The sequence below is a fragment of the Microcystis wesenbergii FACHB-1317 genome (assembly GCF_014696875.1).
Taxonomy (GTDB): Bacteria; Cyanobacteriota; Cyanobacteriia; order Cyanobacteriales; family Microcystaceae; genus Microcystis; species Microcystis wesenbergii_A.
This window is the reverse complement of record NZ_JACJQV010000179.1, coordinates 1-21850: the sequence shown is the minus strand read 5'-3', so window position 1 is coordinate 21850 and position 21850 is coordinate 1. Positions and strand designations below refer to the sequence as shown.

Annotated in this window: 21 protein-coding genes, 1 pseudogene and 1 riboswitch; of the genes and pseudogenes, 12 read left to right on the top strand and 10 right to left on the bottom strand. The window is 40.7% G+C overall.

What is annotated here, in order from left to right:
* Positions 1 to 6: 6 nt before the first annotated feature.
* Positions 7 to 600, top strand: a complete 594-nt coding sequence (locus tag H6F92_RS17405; protein ID WP_190358869.1) for a tropomyosin — start codon at positions 7 to 9, stop codon at positions 598 to 600.
* A 39-nt stretch (positions 601 to 639) separates the two neighbouring features.
* Positions 640 to 1092, top strand: a complete 453-nt coding sequence (locus H6F92_RS17400) for a GNAT family N-acetyltransferase (RefSeq protein ID WP_242030174.1) — start codon at positions 640 to 642, stop codon at positions 1090 to 1092.
* A 198-nt stretch (positions 1093 to 1290) separates the two neighbouring features.
* On the opposite strand, the gene H6F92_RS17395 is transcribed toward H6F92_RS17400, so the two are convergent.
* From H6F92_RS17395 to rimI, 5 genes are all read right to left on the bottom strand, one after another.
* Positions 1291 to 1797, bottom strand: coding sequence for a DUF1269 domain-containing protein (locus H6F92_RS17395; RefSeq protein WP_002731545.1), 507 nt, complete (start codon positions 1795 to 1797; stop codon positions 1291 to 1293).
* Positions 1798 to 1894: 97 nt separating this feature from the next.
* Complete coding sequence (locus H6F92_RS17390) at positions 1895 to 2512, bottom strand: CP12 domain-containing protein (protein ID WP_002756663.1); 618 nt, start codon at positions 2510 to 2512, stop codon at positions 1895 to 1897.
* An 80-nt stretch (positions 2513 to 2592) separates the two neighbouring features.
* Positions 2593 to 3858: a glycosyltransferase family 39 protein gene (locus H6F92_RS17385; RefSeq protein WP_190358868.1), complete on the bottom strand. Its 1266-nt coding sequence runs from the start codon at positions 3856 to 3858 to the stop codon at positions 2593 to 2595.
* Between the two features lie 114 nt (positions 3859 to 3972).
* A complete protein-coding gene (locus H6F92_RS17380; RefSeq protein WP_190358867.1) occupies positions 3973 to 5163 on the bottom strand; it encodes a glycosyltransferase family 4 protein in 1191 nt (396 codons plus the stop codon).
* 38 nt (positions 5164 to 5201) lie between these two features.
* The gene (gene rimI, locus H6F92_RS17375) at positions 5202 to 5780 is read right to left on the bottom strand and encodes a ribosomal protein S18-alanine N-acetyltransferase (protein WP_190358866.1); all 579 of its coding nucleotides are present in this window, start codon (positions 5778 to 5780) and stop codon (positions 5202 to 5204) included.
* 716 nt (positions 5781 to 6496) lie between these two features.
* Between rimI and H6F92_RS17370 the strand changes: the two genes are divergently transcribed.
* Both H6F92_RS17370 and H6F92_RS17365 read left to right on the top strand, forming a co-directional pair.
* Positions 6497 to 7477 (top strand): sodium-dependent bicarbonate transport family permease, encoded by a 981-nt coding sequence (locus H6F92_RS17370; protein ID WP_079206547.1) that lies wholly within the window; start codon positions 6497 to 6499, stop codon positions 7475 to 7477.
* A gap of 73 nt (positions 7478 to 7550) precedes the next feature.
* Positions 7551 to 7868 carry a P-II family nitrogen regulator gene (locus H6F92_RS17365; protein WP_079206545.1) on the top strand — a complete coding sequence of 106 codons (318 nt, stop codon included), beginning with the start codon at positions 7551 to 7553 and terminating at the stop codon, positions 7866 to 7868.
* Positions 7869 to 8022: 154 nt separating this feature from the next.
* On the opposite strand, the gene H6F92_RS17360 is transcribed toward H6F92_RS17365, so the two are convergent.
* Positions 8023 to 8601 carry a DUF3172 domain-containing protein gene (locus H6F92_RS17360; protein WP_079206543.1) on the bottom strand — a complete coding sequence of 193 codons (579 nt, stop codon included), beginning with the start codon at positions 8599 to 8601 and terminating at the stop codon, positions 8023 to 8025.
* Positions 8602 to 8790: 189 nt separating this feature from the next.
* Positions 8791 to 8921, top strand: a riboswitch (cyclic di-AMP (ydaO/yuaA leader).
* 229 nt (positions 8922 to 9150) lie between these two features.
* On the opposite strand from H6F92_RS17360, the gene H6F92_RS17355 reads away from it, so the two are divergent.
* From H6F92_RS17355 to H6F92_RS17340, 4 genes are all read left to right on the top strand, one after another.
* A complete protein-coding gene (locus H6F92_RS17355) occupies positions 9151 to 10488 on the top strand; it encodes an ArsB/NhaD family transporter (protein ID WP_061430430.1) in 1338 nt (445 codons plus the stop codon).
* Positions 10489 to 10594: 106 nt separating this feature from the next.
* Positions 10595 to 11764 (top strand): glycosyltransferase, encoded by a 1170-nt coding sequence (locus tag H6F92_RS26840; RefSeq protein ID WP_079206541.1) that lies wholly within the window; start codon positions 10595 to 10597, stop codon positions 11762 to 11764.
* Positions 11765 to 11941: 177 nt separating this feature from the next.
* Positions 11942 to 13957, top strand: a complete 2016-nt coding sequence (locus H6F92_RS17345) for an ABC transporter ATP-binding protein (RefSeq protein ID WP_190358865.1) — start codon at positions 11942 to 11944, stop codon at positions 13955 to 13957.
* Positions 13958 to 14201: 244 nt separating this feature from the next.
* The gene (locus tag H6F92_RS17340) at positions 14202 to 15560 is read left to right on the top strand and encodes a DNA cytosine methyltransferase (RefSeq protein ID WP_190358864.1); all 1359 of its coding nucleotides are present in this window, start codon (positions 14202 to 14204) and stop codon (positions 15558 to 15560) included.
* Positions 15561 to 15565: 5 nt separating this feature from the next.
* Here the strand turns inward: H6F92_RS17340 and H6F92_RS17335 are convergent, their stop codons facing one another.
* The 4 genes from H6F92_RS17335 to H6F92_RS17320 all read right to left on the bottom strand — a co-directional run bounded on the left by H6F92_RS17335 (position 15566) and on the right by H6F92_RS17320 (position 17239).
* Positions 15566 to 16378 carry a TdeIII family type II restriction endonuclease gene (locus H6F92_RS17335; protein ID WP_190358863.1) on the bottom strand — a complete coding sequence of 271 codons (813 nt, stop codon included), beginning with the start codon at positions 16376 to 16378 and terminating at the stop codon, positions 15566 to 15568.
* A 22-nt stretch (positions 16379 to 16400) separates the two neighbouring features.
* Positions 16401 to 16628 (bottom strand): helix-turn-helix domain-containing protein, encoded by a 228-nt coding sequence (locus tag H6F92_RS26175; protein ID WP_002796518.1) that lies wholly within the window; start codon positions 16626 to 16628, stop codon positions 16401 to 16403.
* Positions 16629 to 16772: 144 nt separating this feature from the next.
* Positions 16773 to 17003, bottom strand: a complete 231-nt coding sequence (locus H6F92_RS17325; protein ID WP_002744591.1) for a type II toxin-antitoxin system HicA family toxin — start codon at positions 17001 to 17003, stop codon at positions 16773 to 16775.
* Positions 17000 to 17239, bottom strand: a complete 240-nt coding sequence (locus H6F92_RS17320) for a type II toxin-antitoxin system HicB family antitoxin (RefSeq protein WP_002732327.1) — start codon at positions 17237 to 17239, stop codon at positions 17000 to 17002. The genes H6F92_RS17325 and H6F92_RS17320 overlap by 4 nt, the downstream gene beginning before the upstream one ends.
* Before the next feature lie 341 nt (positions 17240 to 17580).
* Here H6F92_RS17320 and yhdJ point away from each other — a divergent pair, with 341 nt between their 5' ends.
* The 4 genes and pseudogenes from yhdJ to H6F92_RS17300 all read left to right on the top strand — a co-directional run.
* The gene (gene yhdJ / locus H6F92_RS17315; RefSeq protein WP_002756592.1) at positions 17581 to 18468 is read left to right on the top strand and encodes an adenine-specific DNA-methyltransferase; all 888 of its coding nucleotides are present in this window, start codon (positions 17581 to 17583) and stop codon (positions 18466 to 18468) included.
* Positions 18449 to 19567: a restriction endonuclease gene (locus H6F92_RS17310; protein WP_190358862.1), complete on the top strand. Its 1119-nt coding sequence runs from the start codon at positions 18449 to 18451 to the stop codon at positions 19565 to 19567. The genes yhdJ and H6F92_RS17310 overlap by 20 nt, the downstream gene beginning before the upstream one ends.
* A 59-nt stretch (positions 19568 to 19626) precedes the next feature.
* A complete protein-coding gene (gene prfC, locus H6F92_RS17305; protein WP_079206484.1) occupies positions 19627 to 21261 on the top strand; it encodes a peptide chain release factor 3 in 1635 nt (544 codons plus the stop codon).
* A gap of 112 nt (positions 21262 to 21373) precedes the next feature.
* Positions 21374 to 21556, top strand: a pseudogene (locus H6F92_RS17300) (lysophospholipid acyltransferase family protein); the annotation flags it as partial.
* Between the last annotated feature and the right edge of the window lie 294 nt (positions 21557 to 21850).

The window sequence follows — 21850 nt, the reverse complement described above, 5'->3', positions numbered from 1 at the left end:
TAATCAATGACTACCACCACTACCGATAATGATTTAAAAAGACTAGAAGATTTAATCCTCAATGGACAGAAGATAATCGAACATCGATTCAACGAGATCGACAATCGACTGACTACCATGGACAATCGACTCACCACCATGGACAATCGACTCACCACCATGGACAATCGACTGACTACCATGGAAACTCGACTGACTACCATGGAAACTCGACTCACTACCATGGAAACTCGACTCATTGAGGTGGACAATCGACTCACTACCGTGGACAATCGACTCACTACCGTGGAAACTCGACTCACTACCACGGAAACTCGACTGATTGAGGTGGACAATCGATTGAAGGTGATTGAGAATGGACAAGCGGAAATAAAAGCTGATGTCAAAAATATTCAAAAAGATACTACCGATTTAAAGATTGAACTGACGGAAGTTAAAGGTGATATTAAAACTCTTGATAGTAAATTTGATGACATGAATAAACGCTTAGAGAAAGTCGAAGGAACCCAAAAGAATCAAATTTGGACATTGATAACTGTCTTAAGTGGTTCCCTACTAGCAGTGGGATTTAGAAGTTTTTTTATCAACAATAATCCCTAATCTCAGCCAGAGAATTGCTATAATTTGCTCACTAAAACAATGAACAGTAATCGCCTAATTCTCCGTCCTTGGCAACTACCCACAGACAAAGAGTCTTTTTTTCAGATCTATCAAAATTCCGAGGTCACTTATTTTTTACCGAGAATTCGTCAGTTAGCCACGGATATCGAGAGTTTAAATGCCCATTTTTCCGAAAGATTACCAACTATTCGTAATCAAGGTAATGGCAGCGATTGGTGGGCAATGATCGATCGAAAAAATAATCAGATTATTGGTTCGATAATTTTACAGAATTTACCCGATAACTACGGTTATCCTACCCCAGATAGCGAAATTGGTTGGCATTTACGACGCGATTATTGGGGACAAGGATACATAACCGAAGCGGCTAAAGTTATTCTAGAATACGGCTTAATCACCTTACAATGCCGATTATCTACGCAGTGGTTAATCCCGATAATTATCGCTCAATTCGTGTCACGGAAAGATTAGGAATGCAATCAATGGGATTAACGAATAAATACTACGACACTGAAGCACTTTTATTCTCGATCGAAGCTTAAAGTTCATTAATAATTATTGATTGTTTCTTATTTTATAGCTGCTGTGGTTGTCATGCTAAACCCATTCTTGTTCAAAAAGTAAAAAGGGAAATATATTCCCTTTTTCTGGCTTTTATGGACCCAGATCCTAAACGGTTTCGGGTTTAACACCTCTTTGGTCGAGAACTTTCTGTAATTCAGCTTCGTCGGTTTTGGTCAAAGAAGTGCGTAACACTTTACCTCCGTAGGGGGCCACTTCATCGAGGACCTTATCGGGGGTAACTTTTTGGACGAGAACAAAGAGAGCAGAGGTACTGGGCTGCAGGGTTTCTCCCAATTCGCGCATAAAATTGTCATCCACACCGATATCACTTAAAGCACCTCCCAAAGCGCCACCAGCAGCACCGAGGACGGCCCCTAATAGAGGGGATAAAAAGAGCATTCCGATTAATAACCCCCAGAAACTGCCACTAGCGGCTCCTGCTGCCGTTAAATTGACCGCTTGCTTGAGTTTAATCTGGCCATCTTTGTTTTTAACCACTACGGCAGCATCTTCTAACTCGATGAGATGTTCCTGTTGCAGTTTAGCCAAAGTTAAACGAACTTCTTCTGCTTTAAATTCGTCCTCATAGGCGATGACAAATAGATCAGCCATAGTTTCTCCTCGATTATTAGTAAATAAAACCTTTATACACTACTTTTGCCGGATTAAAAAGTTTGAGGTATTCTCCGATACCTCAAACCCATGGGGATTAGGTGTCATAGATACGAGCTTCAAAAGCATCGGGATTTTCTTGACAGTATTCCTCAAAATAGGTTTTTTCCGGTTTTTTAGCGCGTTGGTGTGCCAATTCTGCCTGTAATTCCTCAACAATATCCCAAGCTGCAGCACAATCGGGAGAATTTCCCCCTTTTTCAGCACATACTGCCCGGGCAATATCTCTAGCTTTGATAATCTCCGCTTCTAAATCAAGACTGCGGGGCTTTTCCACGGCGTTACCTTTATGGAGGATGTCACTAACAGAGATAACACCGAGCAAACCGCCTTTAATTACCGGTGCGAAACGAATACCAGTATTAGCAAATAAGCGGGCCACATATTCAACCCCGAGGTCGGGATTAATCACGATGCAGGGTTTGCTCATCACTTCATAGACGCGCACTTTTTGCGGATCTTGACCGAAAGCGACGACTTTATAGACAATATCGGTTTCGGTGATAATTCCGTAAGCATCTTCATCGTGACGGCGATCGACAATGAGAGTTCTAATGTTCTTTTCTCTCATCAATTGTACTGCTTTGGCAACGGTTTCAGAACCTTTAATCTTGGCCACCTCCGTGGTCATAATTTCAGCTGCTTTCATAGTCATATTCGGAGAAGTTAAGTTGTGCCTTTATTATTTTAGGGTATATCCTTGTCAAAAATCCAAGAATCTCATCTGCAAGATTTCTAGTTCCAAGGACGTAAAAAATAAGAAACTAACATCAAACAGCCGACAATATTCCCCAGCAATAAGCGGGCTACCTTGAAATAGTTATCTTTGGTATAATACTGGGCTAACAGGATCAAGAATGGAATAGCTGTAGCTGTATAGCGAGTCGAATAATAATGGGTAATTTTAAAAGCTGTAGCGGCAACTACGATCACGGCAACATTTAAAAACAGAAATTTACTATCTTTATAGTGATCTCGGCAATTGTTGAGGCTGGCAATCAGAAAAAGAATTCCAAAGGCAAGCAGACAGGAGGAAGCTAAATAGAAAAAGAAACTTAGCCAAGTAGGATCGGGAATAATTTTCTGGAAAACTTGGTAGGCTGGACGAATAGAAAGGATTTTAAAGAGAGCGTTGCCTAGAAAGCTGCTGACCAGGACAGATATTATTATCACCTTATTCAAGCTGAACCATTTGGGAGCGAGGATAAATAATAAAAGACCGGTGTAGGCAAAGGAAAGAAATCCGTTTACCAGAGAATATCCAGAAGATAATGAACTTATACCGGGGGGAACTAATCCACCCCACACGCTAAAAACAATAGCGGGTAAAATTCCAGAAGTTAACCAGCATAATATTAAAGGCTGCCAAGATTTTTTTGAGGAACTAATTGTTAGTATTGGCAAGATAAACACCAGAACGAGAAAAGTTTGTCTGCCGACAATTGCCATCCCTAAACATAATCCACTCAGAGCGGCTATTCCTAAGCTCATTTGCTGGTTATCTTCAATTTTTTCTAGAGCTATAAATATCAAGAAAATTGCTAAAGTTGCCAAGAGCATAGCAGGGATTTCCGTGAGAGCCATGCCCGTAATCACCCAAATCATCGGTAAGCCCATAATTGTCAGACTAGAGACCAGTGGCTGGGGAATTTTGAAAATTTTTTGCAGGGTTAAACTCAGGACTAAAATTAACAGTAATAAAAGAAGAATATTAACCAATCTAATGGCAGGGGCTTCCAAATTGGTCAAGGGCTGAAAGATATAATGAATTATCGGGTATAACGGACCTGGTGCTGATTGTCCTGTACCGCGTAAGAATCGATAGGATAAACCGTATTGATTTAATAAATCTACTAACGGTAAGTGATAAACCTCATCATAAACGAGAGCATGGGGAGAAAGAAGTACACAGGTCAATAAAACCACAAAACCGATGAAATTGACCAGGACACTTGCTAGTTGAGCGGGATTAAAATCCTTAGTTATTTTCAGCATATTCATAATTTTGTGTCGAGGAAATTATTCTCCTAGTATTATGCTCTAGTTAATTAGGTTTGTCCAGAAGAAAATCGGGACGGCTTCAGGATGGCTGAAGTCTAAAAAACTGATCCCTGATTAACGCCATTCTACCAGTTGTCGTTCTTGGACAACCAAACCATATACTGTCTCGGTTTGACGGGCTAAATTCGCCCAATGAAAGCGTTTTTCTAGGTCTTCGTAGGCGTTATTAACTAATTCGTGGGCGTATTCGGGATGATTTAAAACCTCCAAAATGCCCCAAGCGAGGGAATCAGGATTATTGACCCGGGTGACAATTCCTGTTTGGCCATGACGGACAACTTCGGGAAAACCGCAGGTATCGGAAACTACCACAGGAACCCTAGCGGCGAAACTTTCCAGGGCGACAATGCCAAAAGGTTCGTAAAGACTGGGAAAAACGGCACAATCGGCCACGGTTTGGAAGCGATCGAGGTTTTCATCGGACATAAAGCCCGTAAAATAACAATGATGCCAGATACCGAGATGCCAGGCCTGTTGTTTGAGTTTGTCGGTATTGCCGCCACCGATAATGACAAATTTAGTTTTAGCCCCGGTGTGGTCGAGGACTTTTGGGGCGGCGTTGAGTAACACGGAAACCCCCTTTTCAAAGGTCATGCGCCCGACGTAATAGACGATTTTTTCGTGATCGCCCGCATATTGACGACGAAAAGCTCGATAATCAAAGTTAGGATCTCTTTGTTTTTTCTCGGCCCGAATGCCGTTATAAACCACATCGATCTTATCCCAGGGTGCGCCCAAAGCTCGATGGACTTCATGACGCATATAGCCGGTACAGACGATAACGCGCCAAGCATTATAGACGAGGGTTCCCTCTTTGCCGCCGATATAGCGTTGGGTGTCGGTGTGCAGTCCGTTGTAACGTCCGTATTCCGTGGCGTGAATCGTGGCAATCAGGGGTATTTTAAAGAGATGTTTCATGGCAATGGCCGCATCCCCTACTAACCAATCGTGGGCATGAACAAGGTCAAATTTTCCGTATTCTGCGATTAGTTTGCCGCCCTGTTGCCCCATGCTGTTATTCATGTTGACCACCCAATGGAAAAAGTCATTGCCGGGGGGTACGGGGACGCGGTGGATGTGAATACCTTCCACCAGTTCGTAGCTGGGGGCCTGACCGAATTCGATCGTGATTAAATGGACTTCATGACCGAGTTTGACGATTTCGGGATAGAGTTCAGCGACATGACGGGCGATACCGCCCACTAATCGCGGTGGAAATTCCCACGCCAAGACTAAAATCCTCATTTTTCCCTAACCTCGACCTGATTTAAGCTGGTAAGTAATCATTGCATCCCCATGATATCTATTTTGTCCCTGCTTTCTTCCTCTAATTGCCACTCTCCCCGCGCCAGTCTGGAGAGGATTTCTTGTCGCCACTTGCTTAATTGTTCCTGAAAAGCGGCTGTTTGTAGATCGTTGCGCCAGAAAATTAGGGCTGATTCGCCAGTTTGCGGATAATAATTTTTACGCTCTCCAGCGACGCGGAAGCCAAAATGCTCGTAGAGTCCGATTGCTGACTGGTTCGATACCCTTACCTCTAGCGTAGCCCTTTCCAGTTGTCTTTGTACAGCCTTCTCAAGCAGTTTGTAGAGAAGCAGTTTTCCTAATCCTTGTCTTTGATAGTCGGGATAAATTGCTAGGAGGGTAATATGTGCTTCTTCGAGAATTGCCCAAGAACAAGCTAATCCGATTAGGGTGTCGTCCCCCCCGTCTAGGGTAAGAATTAATAATTCACTGTTGGGGCTGTTTAATTCCCGTTCATAACCAGATAGGGTCCAAATACCGCCGAGACTGCTGCGATCGAGTGCCACCATGGCGGCAAGATGCTCTGATTTTGGGGTTTTAAGCTGGATTTTTGGCATTTATCGGGGAACGGGAGAGGGGTATGGGGTATGGGGTGTCGGGTGTGGGGTGTGGGGTGTCGGGTGTGGGGAGTTTTCTCAGTGAACTGATAACTGATAACTGATAACTGATAACTGACTTCTAACCCAATGGTAGATGTGGGATTTTTGCAGGAGTTCTATTTTCTGACAAATATAAGCAAAAGTTATTTATTGACTGCAAAAACTTGAGAATATTTAAATTAACATTCCGCAATATTTATAAATTCTTAAGAATTAATTGAGAAAGATTTTTATTTAACAACGATGTTATCATAGTTACAGCGATTTTACTGAATTTCATAATGGGTTATTCTGTGCTTTTTTGGGCAGCAATGGTTGAAACCCTTGCCACACCTAGAAGGTGATCCTAATTAAAACGGTTAAATCAGTCAATTTCACCCACAACGATGATCTTTTTTTTGTGTAGTTTTATTGCAAAAAAAAAGTTTTTTTGACAAAAAGCACAAAGTATGATACTAACCCAAGTGATTCCTGGCTGCGAGTAATTATTGTAGAGGGGGAGAGGGGAGAAAAGCTGACGGTTTCAAGATAACTGATCACCGATCACTGAAACATCACCCATCTTAATTTTTTTGGGCGGCCATCGTTAAGCGTTTTAATCCGGTTCTTAACATTTTCCCAGTATTCCCAAAATCGAATAGTATAGATTGAAATAACTCAATGTACGCAAACCTATGGATGGCAGCTTAATCCTGTTCAATATTCTCAATCCGCCGGTTTTGTTCTTTTTCTTGGGAATGCTGGCAGTATTTTTTAAATCCGACCTAGAGATTCCCCAACCACTGCCTAAACTCTTTTCTCTCTATCTTTTGATGGCGATTGGTTTCAAGGGAGGTTATGAACTAGCGGAAAGTGGCATCAATAACCAAATCGCTTTAACTTTGATTGCCTCTGTGGTTATGGCTTGCATCGTTCCCATTTACACTTTCTTTATCCTGAAAATTAAACTCGATAGTGCCAATGCAGCAGCGATCGCCGCAGCCTATGGTTCCATTAGTGCCGTTACTTTCATCACCGCCAGTTCTTTTTTAGAAAAACTTCATATTTCCTATGGCGGTCACATGGTAGCGGCCTTAGCTTTAATGGAATCGCCGGCAATTGTAGTGGGTTTAATCCTGGTGCGAGTCTTTAAAGAGAAAAATGGCGAAGAAGAAGCGTTTTCTTGGTCAAAGGTTCTACATGAAGCCTTTTTAAATGGTTCGGTATTTCTCTTAGTCGGTAGTGTTGTGGTTGGTATGCTGACGGGGGAAAAAGGCTGGGAAAAATTAGAACCTTTCACTCAAGAGATTTTTTATGGTGCTTTAACTTTCTTTCTCCTTGATATGGGATTAGTGGCGGCGAAAAGAATCCGGGAATTAGGCAAAACTGGTTCTTTTCTCATCGGTTTCTCGGTATTCATTCCCGTCATCAATGCTATGGTGGGGATTCTCATCGCTAAGGTTCTCGGATTTGAACAGGGCAATGCTTTATTATTCGCTGTTTTGTGTGCCAGTGCCTCTTATATTGCTGTTCCTGCGGCCATGAGAATGACTGTTCCTGAAGCTAATCCTAGTTTATACGTTTCTATGGCCTTGGCTTTAACTTTTCCTTTCAATATCATCATCGGTATTCCTCTGTACCTAGAGATGATCAAAATCATTGGCTGTGGAGTCTAAAAGGCCCGGCGGTTTTTAAATAATTCCTGTCAAAATTGTTCTCTTACACTTGTCCCTTTGTTACTTAACTACCATGCTTGAATCCCCGCATCCTTCCCTACAAACTGTCAAAAAAGTGGACATAATTGTTAGTCATGCTTTTCTGGAAGAAACCTTAAGCGTTCTTGATGTTGTCGGAGTTTCCGGTTATACCGTCTTTGGCAGTACTTCGGGAAAAGGTGATCGAGGTTTATCCTGTGATGACTTGGATTGTGATTACAGTGGTAACTACATTATGACGGTTTGTAATAGTGACGAACAACTTGGTCGTCTGATCGATAAAGTTCAGCCTATTTTAAAAAAAGCTGGCGGAATTTTTGTGGTGACTACGGGCCAATGGCTAACTCATTAGACCTCTCGTAAAAATCAAAAATTGTTCCGGTTGATTAGGAGTCAGTCCCGATGAAAAAATTTTCACCCCCACAGATGAAAGAGGTTTCTTTCCCTACACCCCACACCCCACACCCTACACCCTCTTTCAAGTCAGGAGAACGATCTTTCCCAGTTTAGAATTTATCTGTATCTGGTCTGGGGCCAACAGCGCCAGCAGGATTAACAAAAAGATTACCCCCAGCTTCATTTTGGAAGATACAATCGATTTTCGGTTTGCCTTCCAAGGGGCCGGTATAACCAAAGGTATTCATCCGGTTTTTACAACTTTGTACCTGCTGTCCATCGACTAATTTTTGTTGTTCTAAAATTGACCAGTTGTTGCGTCGCAAAACGCAACCGGGTTGCATAACCGGTTGGGTAACAAAAACATTAAAGGGGTTAAGAGTGACATAAACCCGCAAATCGGTGACAATGGCACTGGCCCCAAATTGCACGCATAATTCCGCATTGGGGGCGCTGCGATCGATTACTTCCCGGGAAGCGACGTTTTCGGGGCTAAAATTAGCGGTAGAACTGAATACCAGACCGAGACCCACCCCTAGTACAAAAATACCGCCAATCAGGGCGATCATGGCATAGTTTAATTTTGCCATTAGGCCTCCGGAGGCCGAAGCGCGGGAGTCATCGCCATAGGATCGGTCATAATCACGATCGCGCGATCGGGGAGGAGTATAACGAGGTCTTCTATTCATAGAAATTTCTGATGTGGCTGCTATGGCGGTCAGTCGTTAGCTATTAGCTTATCATTGTTCTATCCTAGCAACCCGGGGGATAACCGACGGGATAGGTTTGGTATAGAGCTATATCGTTTTTTTTGGGGTTAGTATGCTATGGTGGATCACTAAATAGAGTAAGTCAGCCTAATCCAAGTTTCTATGCTAGATATTAGCTAGACAAATTCGGAGCGGAGGAACCACATTTGGGGGCGTATTTCTAGATTTTTTAGCCTAGAAAAGGATATCTCTCTATCCTAGCCCGTCAGCTAACTTCGTCGGCGTGGGGGGGAAGACTGAAACATCACTACATTCCTAGCAATGTCTTGATCGGTTCAGTTATGTCGCTGATACTACTTGATAGTCATAACTTACAGGAGACATTGTATATGGGGATTCTCATGCAGGTTCACCGATCGCAACAATTTTAAGATTTTCCGTAGATAACCATATTTTTTGTGAGTTTGCTGTACATTCGGGCAAACTTTTAGTCGTATCGAGAAACCGAAAGTAAAAACAGGATCAAAAATGCTGGAATCTTTACCAATGTGGATTGCTGCAATGACTTTTATTGCAGTCATTGTGGTGATTATGTTCGAGTGGCTTCATATTACCGTAGCGGCTTTACTGGGGGCTTTAATCTTAGTTTTTACCCATATCATGACTCTCCAGGAGGCGATCGGTTATATCAGTCGCAGTTATGCCACTCTCGCCCTATTTTTTGGGGTAATGGTGTTAGTGAGAGCCTTTGAACCAACGAAAATTTTTGATTATTTAGCAGCACAAATGGTGCTTTTAGCCAAGGGACAGGGCAAATTATTACTAATAGGAATTGTCGCCATTACTACCCCAATCTGTGCGGTATTACCCAACGCTACCACGGTGATGTTATTAGCCCCGCTGATTCCCCCCTTAGCTCAAGACATAGGCGTGGATTTTGTGCCGCTCTTAATCCTGATGGTTTTCGTAGCCAACAGTTCCGGATTATTAACGATTGTTGGTGATCCCGCTACTTATATCGTCGGTGATTCTATTAATATCACCTTCATGGAATACCTACAGCGTTTGAGTTTAGGTGGTGCCTTGGCAGTAATTACCATTCTGGTTATGTTACCTTGGTTATTCCCGAAAATCTGGCGGACAAAATTCGAGCATTTAGAAGAATTACCCCATCCGAAAATTAATCATCCTCGCGTCTTAGCTCTGGGGGGAATTATCGTCTTTTTAGTCTTATTTTTATTCGTCGTCGGTGAATCTTTTCCCGTACCCCTTGCTCCCGCGGCCGTTGCTTTGATGGGGGCAACTTTAGCCCTACTTTTAGCCCAGCAATCGAAAATCGATACGGTTCATAATATTCTCCGGGATGTGGACTGGAGTACCCTATTATTTTTTATGTCGATTTTTGTCCTAATTGGCGGCTTAGAAAAAACTGGTGTAGTTAATAGTTTATCGGGATTTCTGGCGATAATTTTAGGCAAAAATATCTTTTTAGGTTCTCTAGTCTTGCTGTTTTTTGTCGGTTTTATTTCCAGTGTAGTTCCGAATATTCCCCTAGTGGTGGCCATGGTTCCACTACTGAAACAGTACCTTGTTAATGTTAATTTAGTCGGGACAGAGGTTCTTTCTCCCGATTATGCCGGTTCCTTTCCCCCCGAAGTTTTACCGCTTTTCTACGCGATGATGTATGGGGCCACCCTAGGGGGTAATGGTACTTTAGTGGGGGCTTCTTCTAATATTGTCGCCGCCGGCATCGCTGAACAACACGGGGGCAAAATTACCTTTCATACCTTTCTGCGCTACGGTTTACCAGTGATGTTTACTCAGTTAGTCGTCTCGGCAATGTATATGTTAATTTTCTTTGTCTAGTCTATCTCCGGTGGCATTAATGTTAAGTTCGCCTAAGATTGACAAAAACGTTAACATTGATTAACATTCTCCTATCGTGCTAGATAATCTGGATTGATCGGCGATCGTGAACAAAAAAATCTCTGTTTTAGCACCAGATTTATCCGGTGGTGGTGGCACAAGAGTCTATTTGATTGCTCAAGTCTTGCAACAGCTAAACTGTCAGGTGACGGTCTATGGCCCGGTTTTTGGCCGGGAAATCTATCCAACCCCACCGGGGAATTTACCGGTGGTATCGGTCAAAGGCAATAATTATCCCCAGTTTTTTGGCCAGATCAAAACTTTACTCGATCGCCTCTCCGGAGAGATTATCTATGCGGTTAAACCCCGTCCCACCAGTTTCGGCATCGGTTTACTGAAACGTTTTTTTTCCCCACGTCCCCTAATTCTCGATATTGACGATTGGGAAATGAGTTGGTTTGGTGGCGATCGATGGTCCTATCGTCCTCACCCCCGACAATTAGCTAGGGATATCCTCAAAAAAAATGGTGCGCTTAGAGACCCGAATCACCCTCTCTATCTGCGTTGGATGGAAAATTTAATTGACCGCGCTGATGCGGTGACGGTTAATAATCAATTTTTGCAAAAGCGCTATGGGGGGATTTATTTACCGAATGGCAAGGATACGCAACTTTTCGATCCCAATCTCTACGATCCTGTCGCTTGTCGTCAAAAATACGGTTTATCCGCGTATAAAGTCTTAATGTTCCCGGGTACAGCTAGACCCCACAAAGGTTTAGAAGATGTCTTAATCGCTTTAGATCAAATTGGTGATCCTGATTTTAAATTGGTGGTGGTGGGAGGTCGCCAAATCGGGGATGGTTATCTGGATAGTTTGCTAGAAAAAGGTCAACCTTGGTTAATTCATTTACCTGCTCAACCGCTCGATCGAATGCCGGAAGTTGTGGCCGCTGCTCATGCTATTATCGTTCCCCAGAGGGATGAAGCTACGGCTAACGCCCAATTTCCGATTAAACTCACCGATGGTATGGCGATGGCTAAACCGATTATTTCCACTAAAGTGGCAGATATTCCCGAAATTTTAGCTGATATTGGCTATTTAGTCGAACCTCGATCGCCAGAGCAACTAGCTGTCATAATTAGAGAAGTTTTTAATCATCTCGACTCGGCTAATGCACGAGGACTAAAAGCGAGAGAGCGCTGTATCGCCTCCTATAGTACCACCGCCATGGCGACAACTCTCTCTGGCATAATTACTTCTCTGGAAGCGAAATAAGTAGGCGGGTGGAATTAAATATAAGATGAACGTAGGTTGGGTTGAAGCATGAAACCCAACGCCCGCTCATGTTACGCTACCGCTAACCCATCCTACAAATAATTGTGCCTCCCTACTTATTAGATTGTAGCGAGTAGGATAATTGACCGTTGACTATTTACTTTATTACTTACAGCGATGAATCCTAAGCAAATTCTCCTCAAATATACGCTTAAACACTGGATATTAGTGGTTTCCAGTATTGTTATCGGCTTTGCCAGTACCGTATTCAATGGGGTAGGAACTGTTTTAGTTATCCCTTTGCTAATTTCTTTTATTAATCCCGAAAATGATCTCTTAAAAAATGCCCCCCAAATTATCAAAAAGCTGCTCTCAGTTTTCGAGGTTTTCTCGGTCGATACTCGTTTTTTCTGGATGTTTGCGGCGATATTATTGATTTTAATTCTCAAGCACATTACCAATTTTGTCAGTAATTTGTTAGGAACTTACTTGTCTTTGATTATGGCAAAAGATATGCGAATTGATTCAGTTATTCTGCTGCTAGAAGTGGATATAGATTATTATGTAAAAAGTAAAATAGGAGATATTTTTAATCGTTTCATGTCGGAGATTAATCGAGCCGTAGCATCGATTAGAAATTACATAAACCTGATTAAGATTATCGCCACAGCTTTCATGTACTTAGCTATTTTATTATCAATTTCTTGGCAATTAACTATTCTTTCTAGTCTTTTGGGTGGCTTTTTAGGTCTGCTTAATCAATACTTTGTCAAGAGATCGAAAAAGTTTGGAGAGATTATCACCGTAACGGCTAAACAGCAAACTAATAAACTGTTGGAACTGTTAACGGGAATTCGCCTAATTAAAGCAGTAGGAAATGAAAGATACGAATTAGAATCTATTGTGGAAGATATCGAAGCCCGGGAGAAAGCGGGTTTAGATGCCCAGACTAATAATGCTGTAATCGCTCCGCTCAATGAGATCGGCGGGGTAATTATTATTGCTTTAATTATCATTGCTGGTCGTTATCTTTTTAATGAACAAATCCAAGCTTTAGCGACAATTTTATTGACCTATCTCTATGTACTTTTCCGGGCCTTGCCGATAGTTGGTCAAATTAACAGTGCTAGGAGTAGTCTAGTAGGTGATGTTTCCGCAGTAGAGGTGGTAGCGGATTTTCTCATTCGAGAGAATAAACCATTTATGAGCAATGGCTCTATTCCCTATCAAAGATTAGAGACAGGTATTCATTTTGATAACGTCCAATTTTCCTATCCCGGTCATCAAGAATTAGTTCTCAAGGGCATCGATCTTTGGATTCCAAAAGGAAAAATGATCGCTCTTGTTGGTGCTTCGGGGGCGGGAAAATCGACAATTGCTGATTTATTACCACGCTTTTATGATCCTACAGCCGGGAGAATTCTTTTTGACGGTCACGATTTACGCGATTATGAGATCAAATCTCTGAGAAAAGCCATGGGAATAGTCAGTCAAGACACTTTTCTCTTTAATAATTCTCTCCGTTTTAATATTGCCTACGGATTAAGCGATGTTAGTGATGCAGAAATTGTAGCAGCGACAAAAAGGGCGAATGCCTACGAGTTTATCTCCAAATTGCCGGAAGGACTGGATACGGAAATTGGCGATCGGGGAGTGAGACTTTCGGGGGGACAAAAACAAAGATTAGCGATCGCTCGTGCCTTACTGCGAGAGCCGGATATTCTCATTCTCGATGAAGCCACCAGTGCTTTGGATACAATTTCTGAGCGTTTAGTACAGGAAGCGATCGACGAACTCTGTCGCGAGCGGACTACTCTTGTGATCGCTCACCGTCTTTCCACTGTTCAAAAAGCCTATCAAATTGTGGTGCTGGACAAGGGAAAAGTGGCAGAAATCGGCAATCATGAGGAATTATTAGCTCAAGGCGGTCATTATGCCCGTTTACACGCTCTGCAATTTAGTGATAGCAAAGAGGCTGACTCTAAGAATAGGGAAGATGAGCAAAAAAGAAAAGCTTATTTATCCTACGAAGCGAGAAGCAGTCTTAATAGTCTTTTAGGTTCTTTGCGTCTAGTATCTGAGGATTTAATCGAAGATTCTCAGGAGAAACAGGAAATTTTAGAAGAATCCTGTAGTTCAGCTATGCGACTTCTCCACATTATCGAAGACTACGAGTATTCCTCGACTCGATAGAGCTGCTGCAAAAATCCCACATCTGCCATTGGGTTAAAGTCAGTTATCAGTTATCAGTTATCAGTTATCAGTTATCAGTTATCAGTTCACTGAGAAAACTCCCCACACCCCACACCCCACACCCTCTTTCAAGTCAGGAGACAGGAGATTTGCAGGAGGTCTCTAGAAAAAAACTCTTAAGTTATACTAAAATAGTTAGTACAGATAGGCATCTTCCCAGACGGTGAAAAGGAATTATTTACCCTTGAAAACCACAGTTAAAGTCAGCACACAAACCCAATTACCCCTACATCTAGTTATCACCCATCCCCAATATCGTTTTGTCGATTTATTCGCGGGAATCGGTGGGTTTAGAATCGCTTTGGAGAAATTGGGAGGACGTTGTTTAGGCTATTCAGAAATTGATCAACAGGCCATCCAAGTTTATCAACAGAATTTTATTAGCTATCTCAACAGCGATGAAATTGCTTTCGGAGATGTGAGTAAAATCAGCAATTTACCCGATAATCTTGATCTTATTGTCGGCGGCGTTCCCTGTCAACCTTGGTCGGTGGCGGGATGTTTACGGGGATTTGAGGATCCCCGGGGAAAACTCTGGTTTGATGTGATTAAATTAGTCCAGAAAAGTCAACCAAAAAGCTTTATTTTCGAGAATGTCAGTGGGTTGGCTAGTCCTCGCAATCGGGAGAATTTAGAGTTAATTATCGATGAATTAACCAGCTGTGGTTATCAAGTTTACTGGCAGTTATTAAATGCCTACGATTTTGGTTTACCCCAGAATCGCGAGAGAGTTTTTATCGTAGGAATTAGAAAAGATATAGACAACTATGAGCGGTTTAAATTTCCTTTACCTTTGGGTATCCATCCGAAGGTTTTAGATATTTTAGAAGACATCAAGAATATTCAACCCGTCGAGAAAGTTAAGTTATCCGCAGATACTTTATTTAATGGTTTTATTCCTCCATCGAGAACTCGTTTTCAAAAAGAAGATGAATTAAATGACTTTTTTATTTTTTCTGATCTAAGAAATGGTCACACAACTATTCATTCTTGGGATATTATCAAAACTACGGAACGACAAAAAAGTATCTGTTTAGCTTTGCTGAAATTAAGACGCAGTAAAAAGTATGGCGAAAAAGATGGTCATCCCGTGGCTTTTTCTGCTTTTTTGGAAATTATACCCGATCTAAAAATCGAGGAACTAAATCAGTTAGTTTCTCTGGGGATTTGTTGGCAAACGCAGCAGGGTAAGTATGAATTTATTAACTCGAAAAATATGACGGGAATTAACGGCATTTATCGGATTATTTTACCGACGGCCGATATTATTCCTACCCTAACCGCTACGGGTGCTAAAGATTATATTGCTACTATTTCAATTACCGCTACTCATCCCCAAGAATACAAACAATTGTTTTTAAAGAAAATCTATAAACCCAAAAAGTTTCGAGAAATTACTCCCCAAGATGCGCGTAAATTACAAGGATTCCCCGATAATTTTATCTATCATCCACAGCCGGCTATTGCTAAAAAACAATTCGGAAACGCTGTTCCTGTACCAGTGGTGGAGGCAGTGGCTAGAAATTTACTAGAAATAATTTGACCAAATTAATTATCTAGATAATTACGAAACTTTTGTCTATACTTGTTGATAAATGCTTGAGCTTTTTGAAGATCGATAAAAGCTTCTTTAATTAATGACCAAGTATTGATTTTACCAGAACAAAAATCCCAAAATTCATTTTCAACCCATATATCATGATGTTCCTCTAGAGGATACATTTTATTTCCCTGTGATTGCCACCATGTTTGAGGTAAGAAAGGATTAAAAGGAATAACAATTCTTGTGTGAATACTTGCTAAAGGTTCACGGGACAGCCGATAACAATACCAATCTAACAACTGGTCGCTAAATCTAGAACCATCTCCCCTATTAGGATGTGTAGCTTTTAAATCAAACACATACTCAATATTGTCTTTGATTAAATAAATATCTACTCCATGACCAGAAGGAGGATCGATATAATTGAGGTTATTCCTATTTATTTTCTTAGCTACTACTCTAAGTCTTTCAATGCACTCTGTCATGGATATTTTTTGTTCTTTCGATTTTCTGAGACTTTTTAAATTATCGAGTTCACTTCTTAAGTCTTGAGGAAATGGACTAGGTTGTAAAAGTTTTTTATCCTGCTTATATAAAATACGAAATCCATTATCTTTGGCTAAAAAGTTTGCTAATTTTTCCCAGAAAGTAGTTCCCATGCTTGTCGTTAGTCCAGTCATCACAGAACTAATCTGTCTCTCCTCTGGAAATAAATAATCTAAAATATGATGATTCCTAGGTTTGGGTTTTTTAAAATAGTTTTCTATTGAGTTTTTAATTAGCTTTTGAATTTCTATCACTAACTGGTTATTATCCATACTGAATTGCAATTAATCAAATTTATAGATAAGCAAAAAGATCAGCAATAGATATATCAAGTGCTTTGGCTAACTTTTCGATATTTTCTAAAGATACATTACACTTACCAAGTTCAATACTGGAAATATAAGTTCGGTGCAGTTCCGCTTTTTCAGCTAAGATTTCTTGAGATAAGTCAAGTTCTCTTCTGCGTCTTCTGATAGCTTTACCAAAACGATGTTTGATATCTAAGGATTCTTTTTGTGCCACAGATCAATTATCAAGAAAGTGTATGAGACATTTCTACAGATTATAATTCACATTTTGCAGATTATAATTTACATTTTGTCTAAAACATTGCTTCGTTCCTCTGAAAGTACAATTGCTGCTATCGCTTCGACTATCTTTTAACTCTTATTTTCGTAACAACTCGAAAAATGTTTCTTTATCAAGACCAATATCTTGAATCATACCCATGAGAGTACCTTGCTTAATATCTTTTCCTGAATGAATAGGGATCACAACCCTACATCCACCACTATTTTTGTAAATAGCATGGCTACCTTTTTGACGATCCAAATAAAAGCCCAATTTTTCAATAACTTTAATAAACTCCTTGACTTTAACTGCGGGATACTGACTCATATTAAAATATTTAAAGGCTTAAAAATCAAATCTTCTTTGGGAATGGGTTGATGATCAGCTATCAAACTTTCGAGGTACAATTCCATAGCTTCTGTAATATTGACAATCGTTTCTTCAAAAGTGTCTCCTTGAGAATGACAACCTTTAAGCGCAGGACAAAAAGCGTGATAACCACCGTCTGACTCTTTTTCGAGAATAACGGTGTAGTTATAAATTTGTTTGGTATTATCACTCATAACACTATCAGTTGTGGATTTTAAACTATCCTAGTTACACTTAAGAAATGCTGGATAAAACACAAAAACTTTACCTGTCAACCCCTCCACCCCGATTATGTCAAAATTATTTGACCAATAGTTGACATTTGATACATTTTTTAACAATATTTACAATACTTTGTAATTTTGTTGACAAATATAAATTTTCCCAACAAATCTTATAGGATTGATCTTGAAGCCCTCAGCTTAATTGAAAAATAAAGAACTAAAAGTGGATGTTCTGATATCTGAAAAATTCTCTAGGTGCTGAACGCTAATAGCTAGTAAAAATCCAACTACTTTAAATCGAAAAAACGATCATGTTTAAACGATACGAAGCTGATGAACAAGTTATATTTCATGGTGATTCTTTGCCGATTTTATCCAGTGAGATTGCCTCTAATTCCGTAGATCTAATTTTTCTCGATCCTCCCTATAATATAGGTAAGCATTTTGCCGATTTTTACGACAAATGGGAATCGGAAAATGATTATATAAATTGGGCAAATCAAATTCTTGATCATTGCCTTCGCATCTTGAAACCCCAGGGAACATTATATGTTATGGCCAGCACTCAAGCAATGCCTTACTTTGATCTTTACTTAAGACAAAAAATGACGATTCTTAGTCGCATTATCTGGCATTATGATAGTTCAGGAGTACAAGCAACAAAATACTTTGGTTCGATGTATGAACCAATACTTCACTGTGTGAAAGATAAAAATAATTACACTTTTAATTCAAAGGATATTAAGATAGAAGCAAAAACTGGAGCAAAACGAAAACTAATTGATTATAGAAAAGCGATTCCGAGTCAATACAATACAGAGAAAGTACCGGGCAATGTCTGGTATTTCCCTAGGGTAAGATATCGCATGGATGAATACGAAAATCATCCCTCACAAAAACCTGAATCATTGCTAGAAAGAATTATTTTGGCCAGCACTGACAAGAGTGGAATTGTGCTTGATCCATTTGCAGGAACTTTTACAGCTGCAGCTGTAGCTAAACGTTTGGGAAGAATTTCTATTAGTATAGAATTACAAGAGGAGTATTTAAAAATTGGTCTTCGACGGATTCTCGGATGGCAAGAATACAAGGAAGAAAAGTTACTACCACCTCAAAAAAGCTATAGTAGAAAAAGCGAAAATAAACAAGAATCTAACTTTGTACAGGAGAGTCTTTTCGATGTCGATAGTCAAGCATGAATTCACCAAGATAATTATTAAAATTATCGATAATTACTTTCCCAATCAGGGAAATAGCATTTTAAATGCTAGTGAGTTATTGCAATATTTGAACATTAAAACTAGAGCCGCTAATCGAGGTTCTAAATCCCGAGCAGGATTGGCTAATCATTATGCCATTTATGTTTTAGTGGAAGACTATATTAATAATGAGTTTCATCTTAAGGATGGATACGACGAGTATCAAGGCGCTCAGTATATGACACTTTTTCGCAGGCAAAGGGAGCTTACTTTTGGCGATAAATTACAAAATCATGCTCTCAATCATCGATTAAATCAGGAATTTAAAAAGTATTTTCCTACTTTATCTTATCTGCCTATAATTAGAGATGTGAAAACCAATAGATACTGGATTAATGAGAATTTAATTAAGTTTTATCTAGAGGGTAATCAAGTTAATATCGCCCTGGTCATTATAGATATAATTGATGCCTATGTGCAAACAAGACAAAAAGCATTTAATCAATTTATCAGCTATTGTCAACAGATGATTGATATTCAACAGCAAGAACCCCAGAGAGCCATTGAATTTATTCGGAGTTTACTCAGACCAAACATTGATGCTAGAGTTTTTGAGATTGTCAGTTATGCAATTCTTAAAGAGTATTATGGGGAACAGAAAATATATTGGGGATGGTCGCCTGATCAGTTAAACTCTGAATACTTACTTTTATATAAAACTGGTCGAACAAATGCCAATGACGGGGGGATAGATTTTGTCATGAAACCCCTAGGTCGATTTTTTCAAGTTACGGAAACGATAGCTGCTGATAAATATTTTTTAGATATTGATAAAGTGCAAAAATATCCCATTACTTTTGTGGTTAAAACTGAGCAGACTTGCGAGGAAATTTTAGAAAAAGTTGCGGAGCAAGCTAAGATAAGATACAAGATCAGGGCAATTGTCGAAAGATATCTAGAATCGGTAGAGGAAGTGATCAATATTCCCGAATTAATCAACCGTTTTGAGCGGGTTTTAGCTCAAGGTAAAGGAGGAGCGGTAATTGCAGAAATGGTTTTACAGAGCCGGATTGAGTTTAACCTAGAATCAGAGCCATAAAGATATCTAACTCCCCAGCTAAACTAGAATAGAAAGATAGGAAAGCGATCGAAATTAGAATGACGACCGAAATTGAAAAAGAACTAGAAACCAGCGAAGCTGTCTTGGAAAAACGGCGAAATTTTGCCATTATCTCCCACCCTGACGCAGGAAAGACCACCCTGACCGAAAAACTGTTACTATACGGGGGTGCAATCCATCAAGCGGGTGCAGTCAAAGCAAGACGCGACCAACGCAAAGCCACCTCCGACTGGATGGAAATGGAAAAACAACGGGGAATTTCGATTACTTCCACGGTTTTACAGTTCGATTATCGTGATTTTCAGATTAATCTCCTCGATACTCCCGGCCACCAAGATTTTAGCGAAGATACCTATCGTACCCTAGCCGCTGCCGATAATGCGGTGATGTTAATCGACGCGGCCAAAGGTTTGGAACCGCAAACGAGAAAACTCTTTGAAGTGTGCAAACTGCGACAGTTGCCTATCTTTACCTTTGTTAACAAAATGGATCGCCCCGGCCGCGAACCTCTGGATTTATTGGACGAAATCGAGCGAGAATTAGGATTACAAACCTATCCCGTCAATTGGCCGATCGGAATTGGCGATCGCTTTCGGGGAGTTTTTGATCGGGCCACCCGAACCATACACCTGTTTGAACGTCGCTCCCACGGCTCTCAGGAGGCGCAGGAAACCGTGATCGAGCTTGGCGACCCCAAAATTGAGGATCATCTCGAAAAAGACCTGTATTACCAGTTAAAAGAGGATATAGAACTACTCTCGGAATTGGGTGCAGAATTGGATTTGCCAGCAGTCCACGCAGGAGAAATGACCCCGATCTTTTTTGGTAGCGCCATGACCAATTTTGGGGTGAAATTATTCCTAGAATCCTTCCTCGACTATGGATTGCCACCCAGAGGACGCAATTCCTCCCTAGGAGTCCTTGATCCCACCTATCCCGATTTCACCGGTTTTGTCTTCAAACTGCAAGCAAACATGGATCCCAAACATCGGGACCGGGTAGCCTTTGTGCGGGTATGTACGGGGAAATTCGAGAAGGATATGGTAGTAAACCACGCTAGAACTGGTAAAACTATCCGTTTATCCCGTCCTCAGAAACTTTTTGCTCAAGATCGCGCAGTTATTGAAGAAGCTTATCCCGGAGATGTGATCGGATTGAATAACCCCGGGGTCTTTGCGATCGGTGATACAATTTATATGGGTAAAAAGCTCGAATACGAAGGTATTCCCTGTTTTTCTCCAGAATTATTCGCCTATCTCAGAAATCCTAACCCTTCCAAGTTCAAACAGTTTCAAAAAGGAGTCTCGGAATTACAGGAAGAAGGGGCCGTACAGATATTATCCTCGATCGATGAATTTAAACGCGACCCGATTTTAGCCGCCGTCGGTCAATTACAGTTTGAAGTGGTGCAATTCCGTCTTTTAAGCGAGTACGGAGTCGAAACTACCCTCGAACCCCTAGCCTATAGTTTAGCCCGTTGGGTAGCCGGGGGTTGGGCCGCTTTAGAAAAAGCAGGTAAACTCTTTAATACTTTAACTGTCAAAGATTACTGGGGCCGTCCCGTCTTATTATTCAAAAATGAGTGGAATTTACAGCAAGTCAAAGAAGATCATCCCTCTTTGCAATTAAACTCGATCGCACCGGTAGGATCGGGAGTACAACCCCAATCCTAACCCTTAATCCCCCAAGACAATTACCGAACTGGTCAGGACAAGATGGCGACCCCCCAGACAACTAGACTAAAGTAGAAGTGGTCAGAAAGTCTCGATCTTTCCTAACAATCGGATGTCTCAAAGCACTATCGTTGACGAGTCCCTCACCATTAGAAAAAGTCCTGCTGTCAATTCCCGAATTAATCCCTGTTTAATTCGCTTTTGTTATTTTCTGGGAAATTATCTGGTTTTACCGGCTTTTTTCGGCAAAATAACGGTTACGGGCCAGGAAAATATTCCCCTAACGGGTAGGGTTGATTCATTTAAATTAAGTACAGCGGATTTTGAGTCAATAAATTTGAATGAAAATTCTCAAGTTTATCTTTTTCTAATCAAAAGAGTTAGTGACAATAACTAATCTTTAATCCTCTGCCAATCTTGATTATGAATAAATTGATAAAGCTTGTTCCCAAGCCACTAAAAGCCTATCTCTCTTCAAATTTTCTGAGAGTACATCCTGTTAATTTAGCTAATTTTTCTGCTTCTTACGTCGATAAAACTATCAGTTTTTCCCAACGTTCAGCTAACCACCTCTGTCCCTCTGTTATTG

Bases quoted from the DNA above. Each gene is read 5' to 3' on its own strand.
- H6F92_RS17405 (WP_190358869.1), top strand. From the start codon at position 7: ATGACTACCACCACTACCGATAATGATTTAAAAAGACTAGAAGATTTA.
- H6F92_RS17400 (WP_242030174.1), top strand. From the start codon at position 640: ATGAACAGTAATCGCCTAATTCTCCGTCCTTGGCAACTACCCACAGAC.
- H6F92_RS17395 (WP_002731545.1), bottom strand. From the start codon at position 1,797: ATGGCTGATCTATTTGTCATCGCCTATGAGGACGAATTTAAAGCAGAA.
- H6F92_RS17390 (WP_002756663.1), bottom strand. From the start codon at position 2,512: ATGACTATGAAAGCAGCTGAAATTATGACCACGGAGGTGGCCAAGATT.
- H6F92_RS17385 (WP_190358868.1), bottom strand. From the start codon at position 3,858: ATGAATATGCTGAAAATAACTAAGGATTTTAATCCCGCTCAACTAGCA.
- H6F92_RS17380 (WP_190358867.1), bottom strand. From the start codon at position 5,163: ATGAGGATTTTAGTCTTGGCGTGGGAATTTCCACCGCGATTAGTGGGC.
- rimI (WP_190358866.1), bottom strand. From the start codon at position 5,780: ATGCCAAAAATCCAGCTTAAAACCCCAAAATCAGAGCATCTTGCCGCC.
- H6F92_RS17370 (WP_079206547.1), top strand. From the start codon at position 6,497: ATGGATGGCAGCTTAATCCTGTTCAATATTCTCAATCCGCCGGTTTTG.
- H6F92_RS17365 (WP_079206545.1), top strand. From the start codon at position 7,551: ATGCTTGAATCCCCGCATCCTTCCCTACAAACTGTCAAAAAAGTGGAC.
- H6F92_RS17360 (WP_079206543.1), bottom strand. From the start codon at position 8,601: ATGAATAGAAGACCTCGTTATACTCCTCCCCGATCGCGCGATCGTGAT.
- H6F92_RS17355 (WP_061430430.1), top strand. From the start codon at position 9,151: ATGCTGGAATCTTTACCAATGTGGATTGCTGCAATGACTTTTATTGCA.
- H6F92_RS17345 (WP_190358865.1), top strand. From the start codon at position 11,942: ATGAATCCTAAGCAAATTCTCCTCAAATATACGCTTAAACACTGGATA.
- H6F92_RS17335 (WP_190358863.1), bottom strand. From the start codon at position 16,378: ATGGATAATAACCAGTTAGTGATAGAAATTCAAAAGCTAATTAAAAAC.
- H6F92_RS17325 (WP_002744591.1), bottom strand. From the start codon at position 17,003: ATGAGTCAGTATCCCGCAGTTAAAGTCAAGGAGTTTATTAAAGTTATT.
- H6F92_RS17320 (WP_002732327.1), bottom strand. From the start codon at position 17,239: ATGAGTGATAATACCAAACAAATTTATAACTACACCGTTATTCTCGAA.
- yhdJ (WP_002756592.1), top strand. From the start codon at position 17,581: ATGTTTAAACGATACGAAGCTGATGAACAAGTTATATTTCATGGTGAT.
- H6F92_RS17310 (WP_190358862.1), top strand. From the start codon at position 18,449: ATGTCGATAGTCAAGCATGAATTCACCAAGATAATTATTAAAATTATC.
- prfC (WP_079206484.1), top strand. From the start codon at position 19,627: ATGACGACCGAAATTGAAAAAGAACTAGAAACCAGCGAAGCTGTCTTG.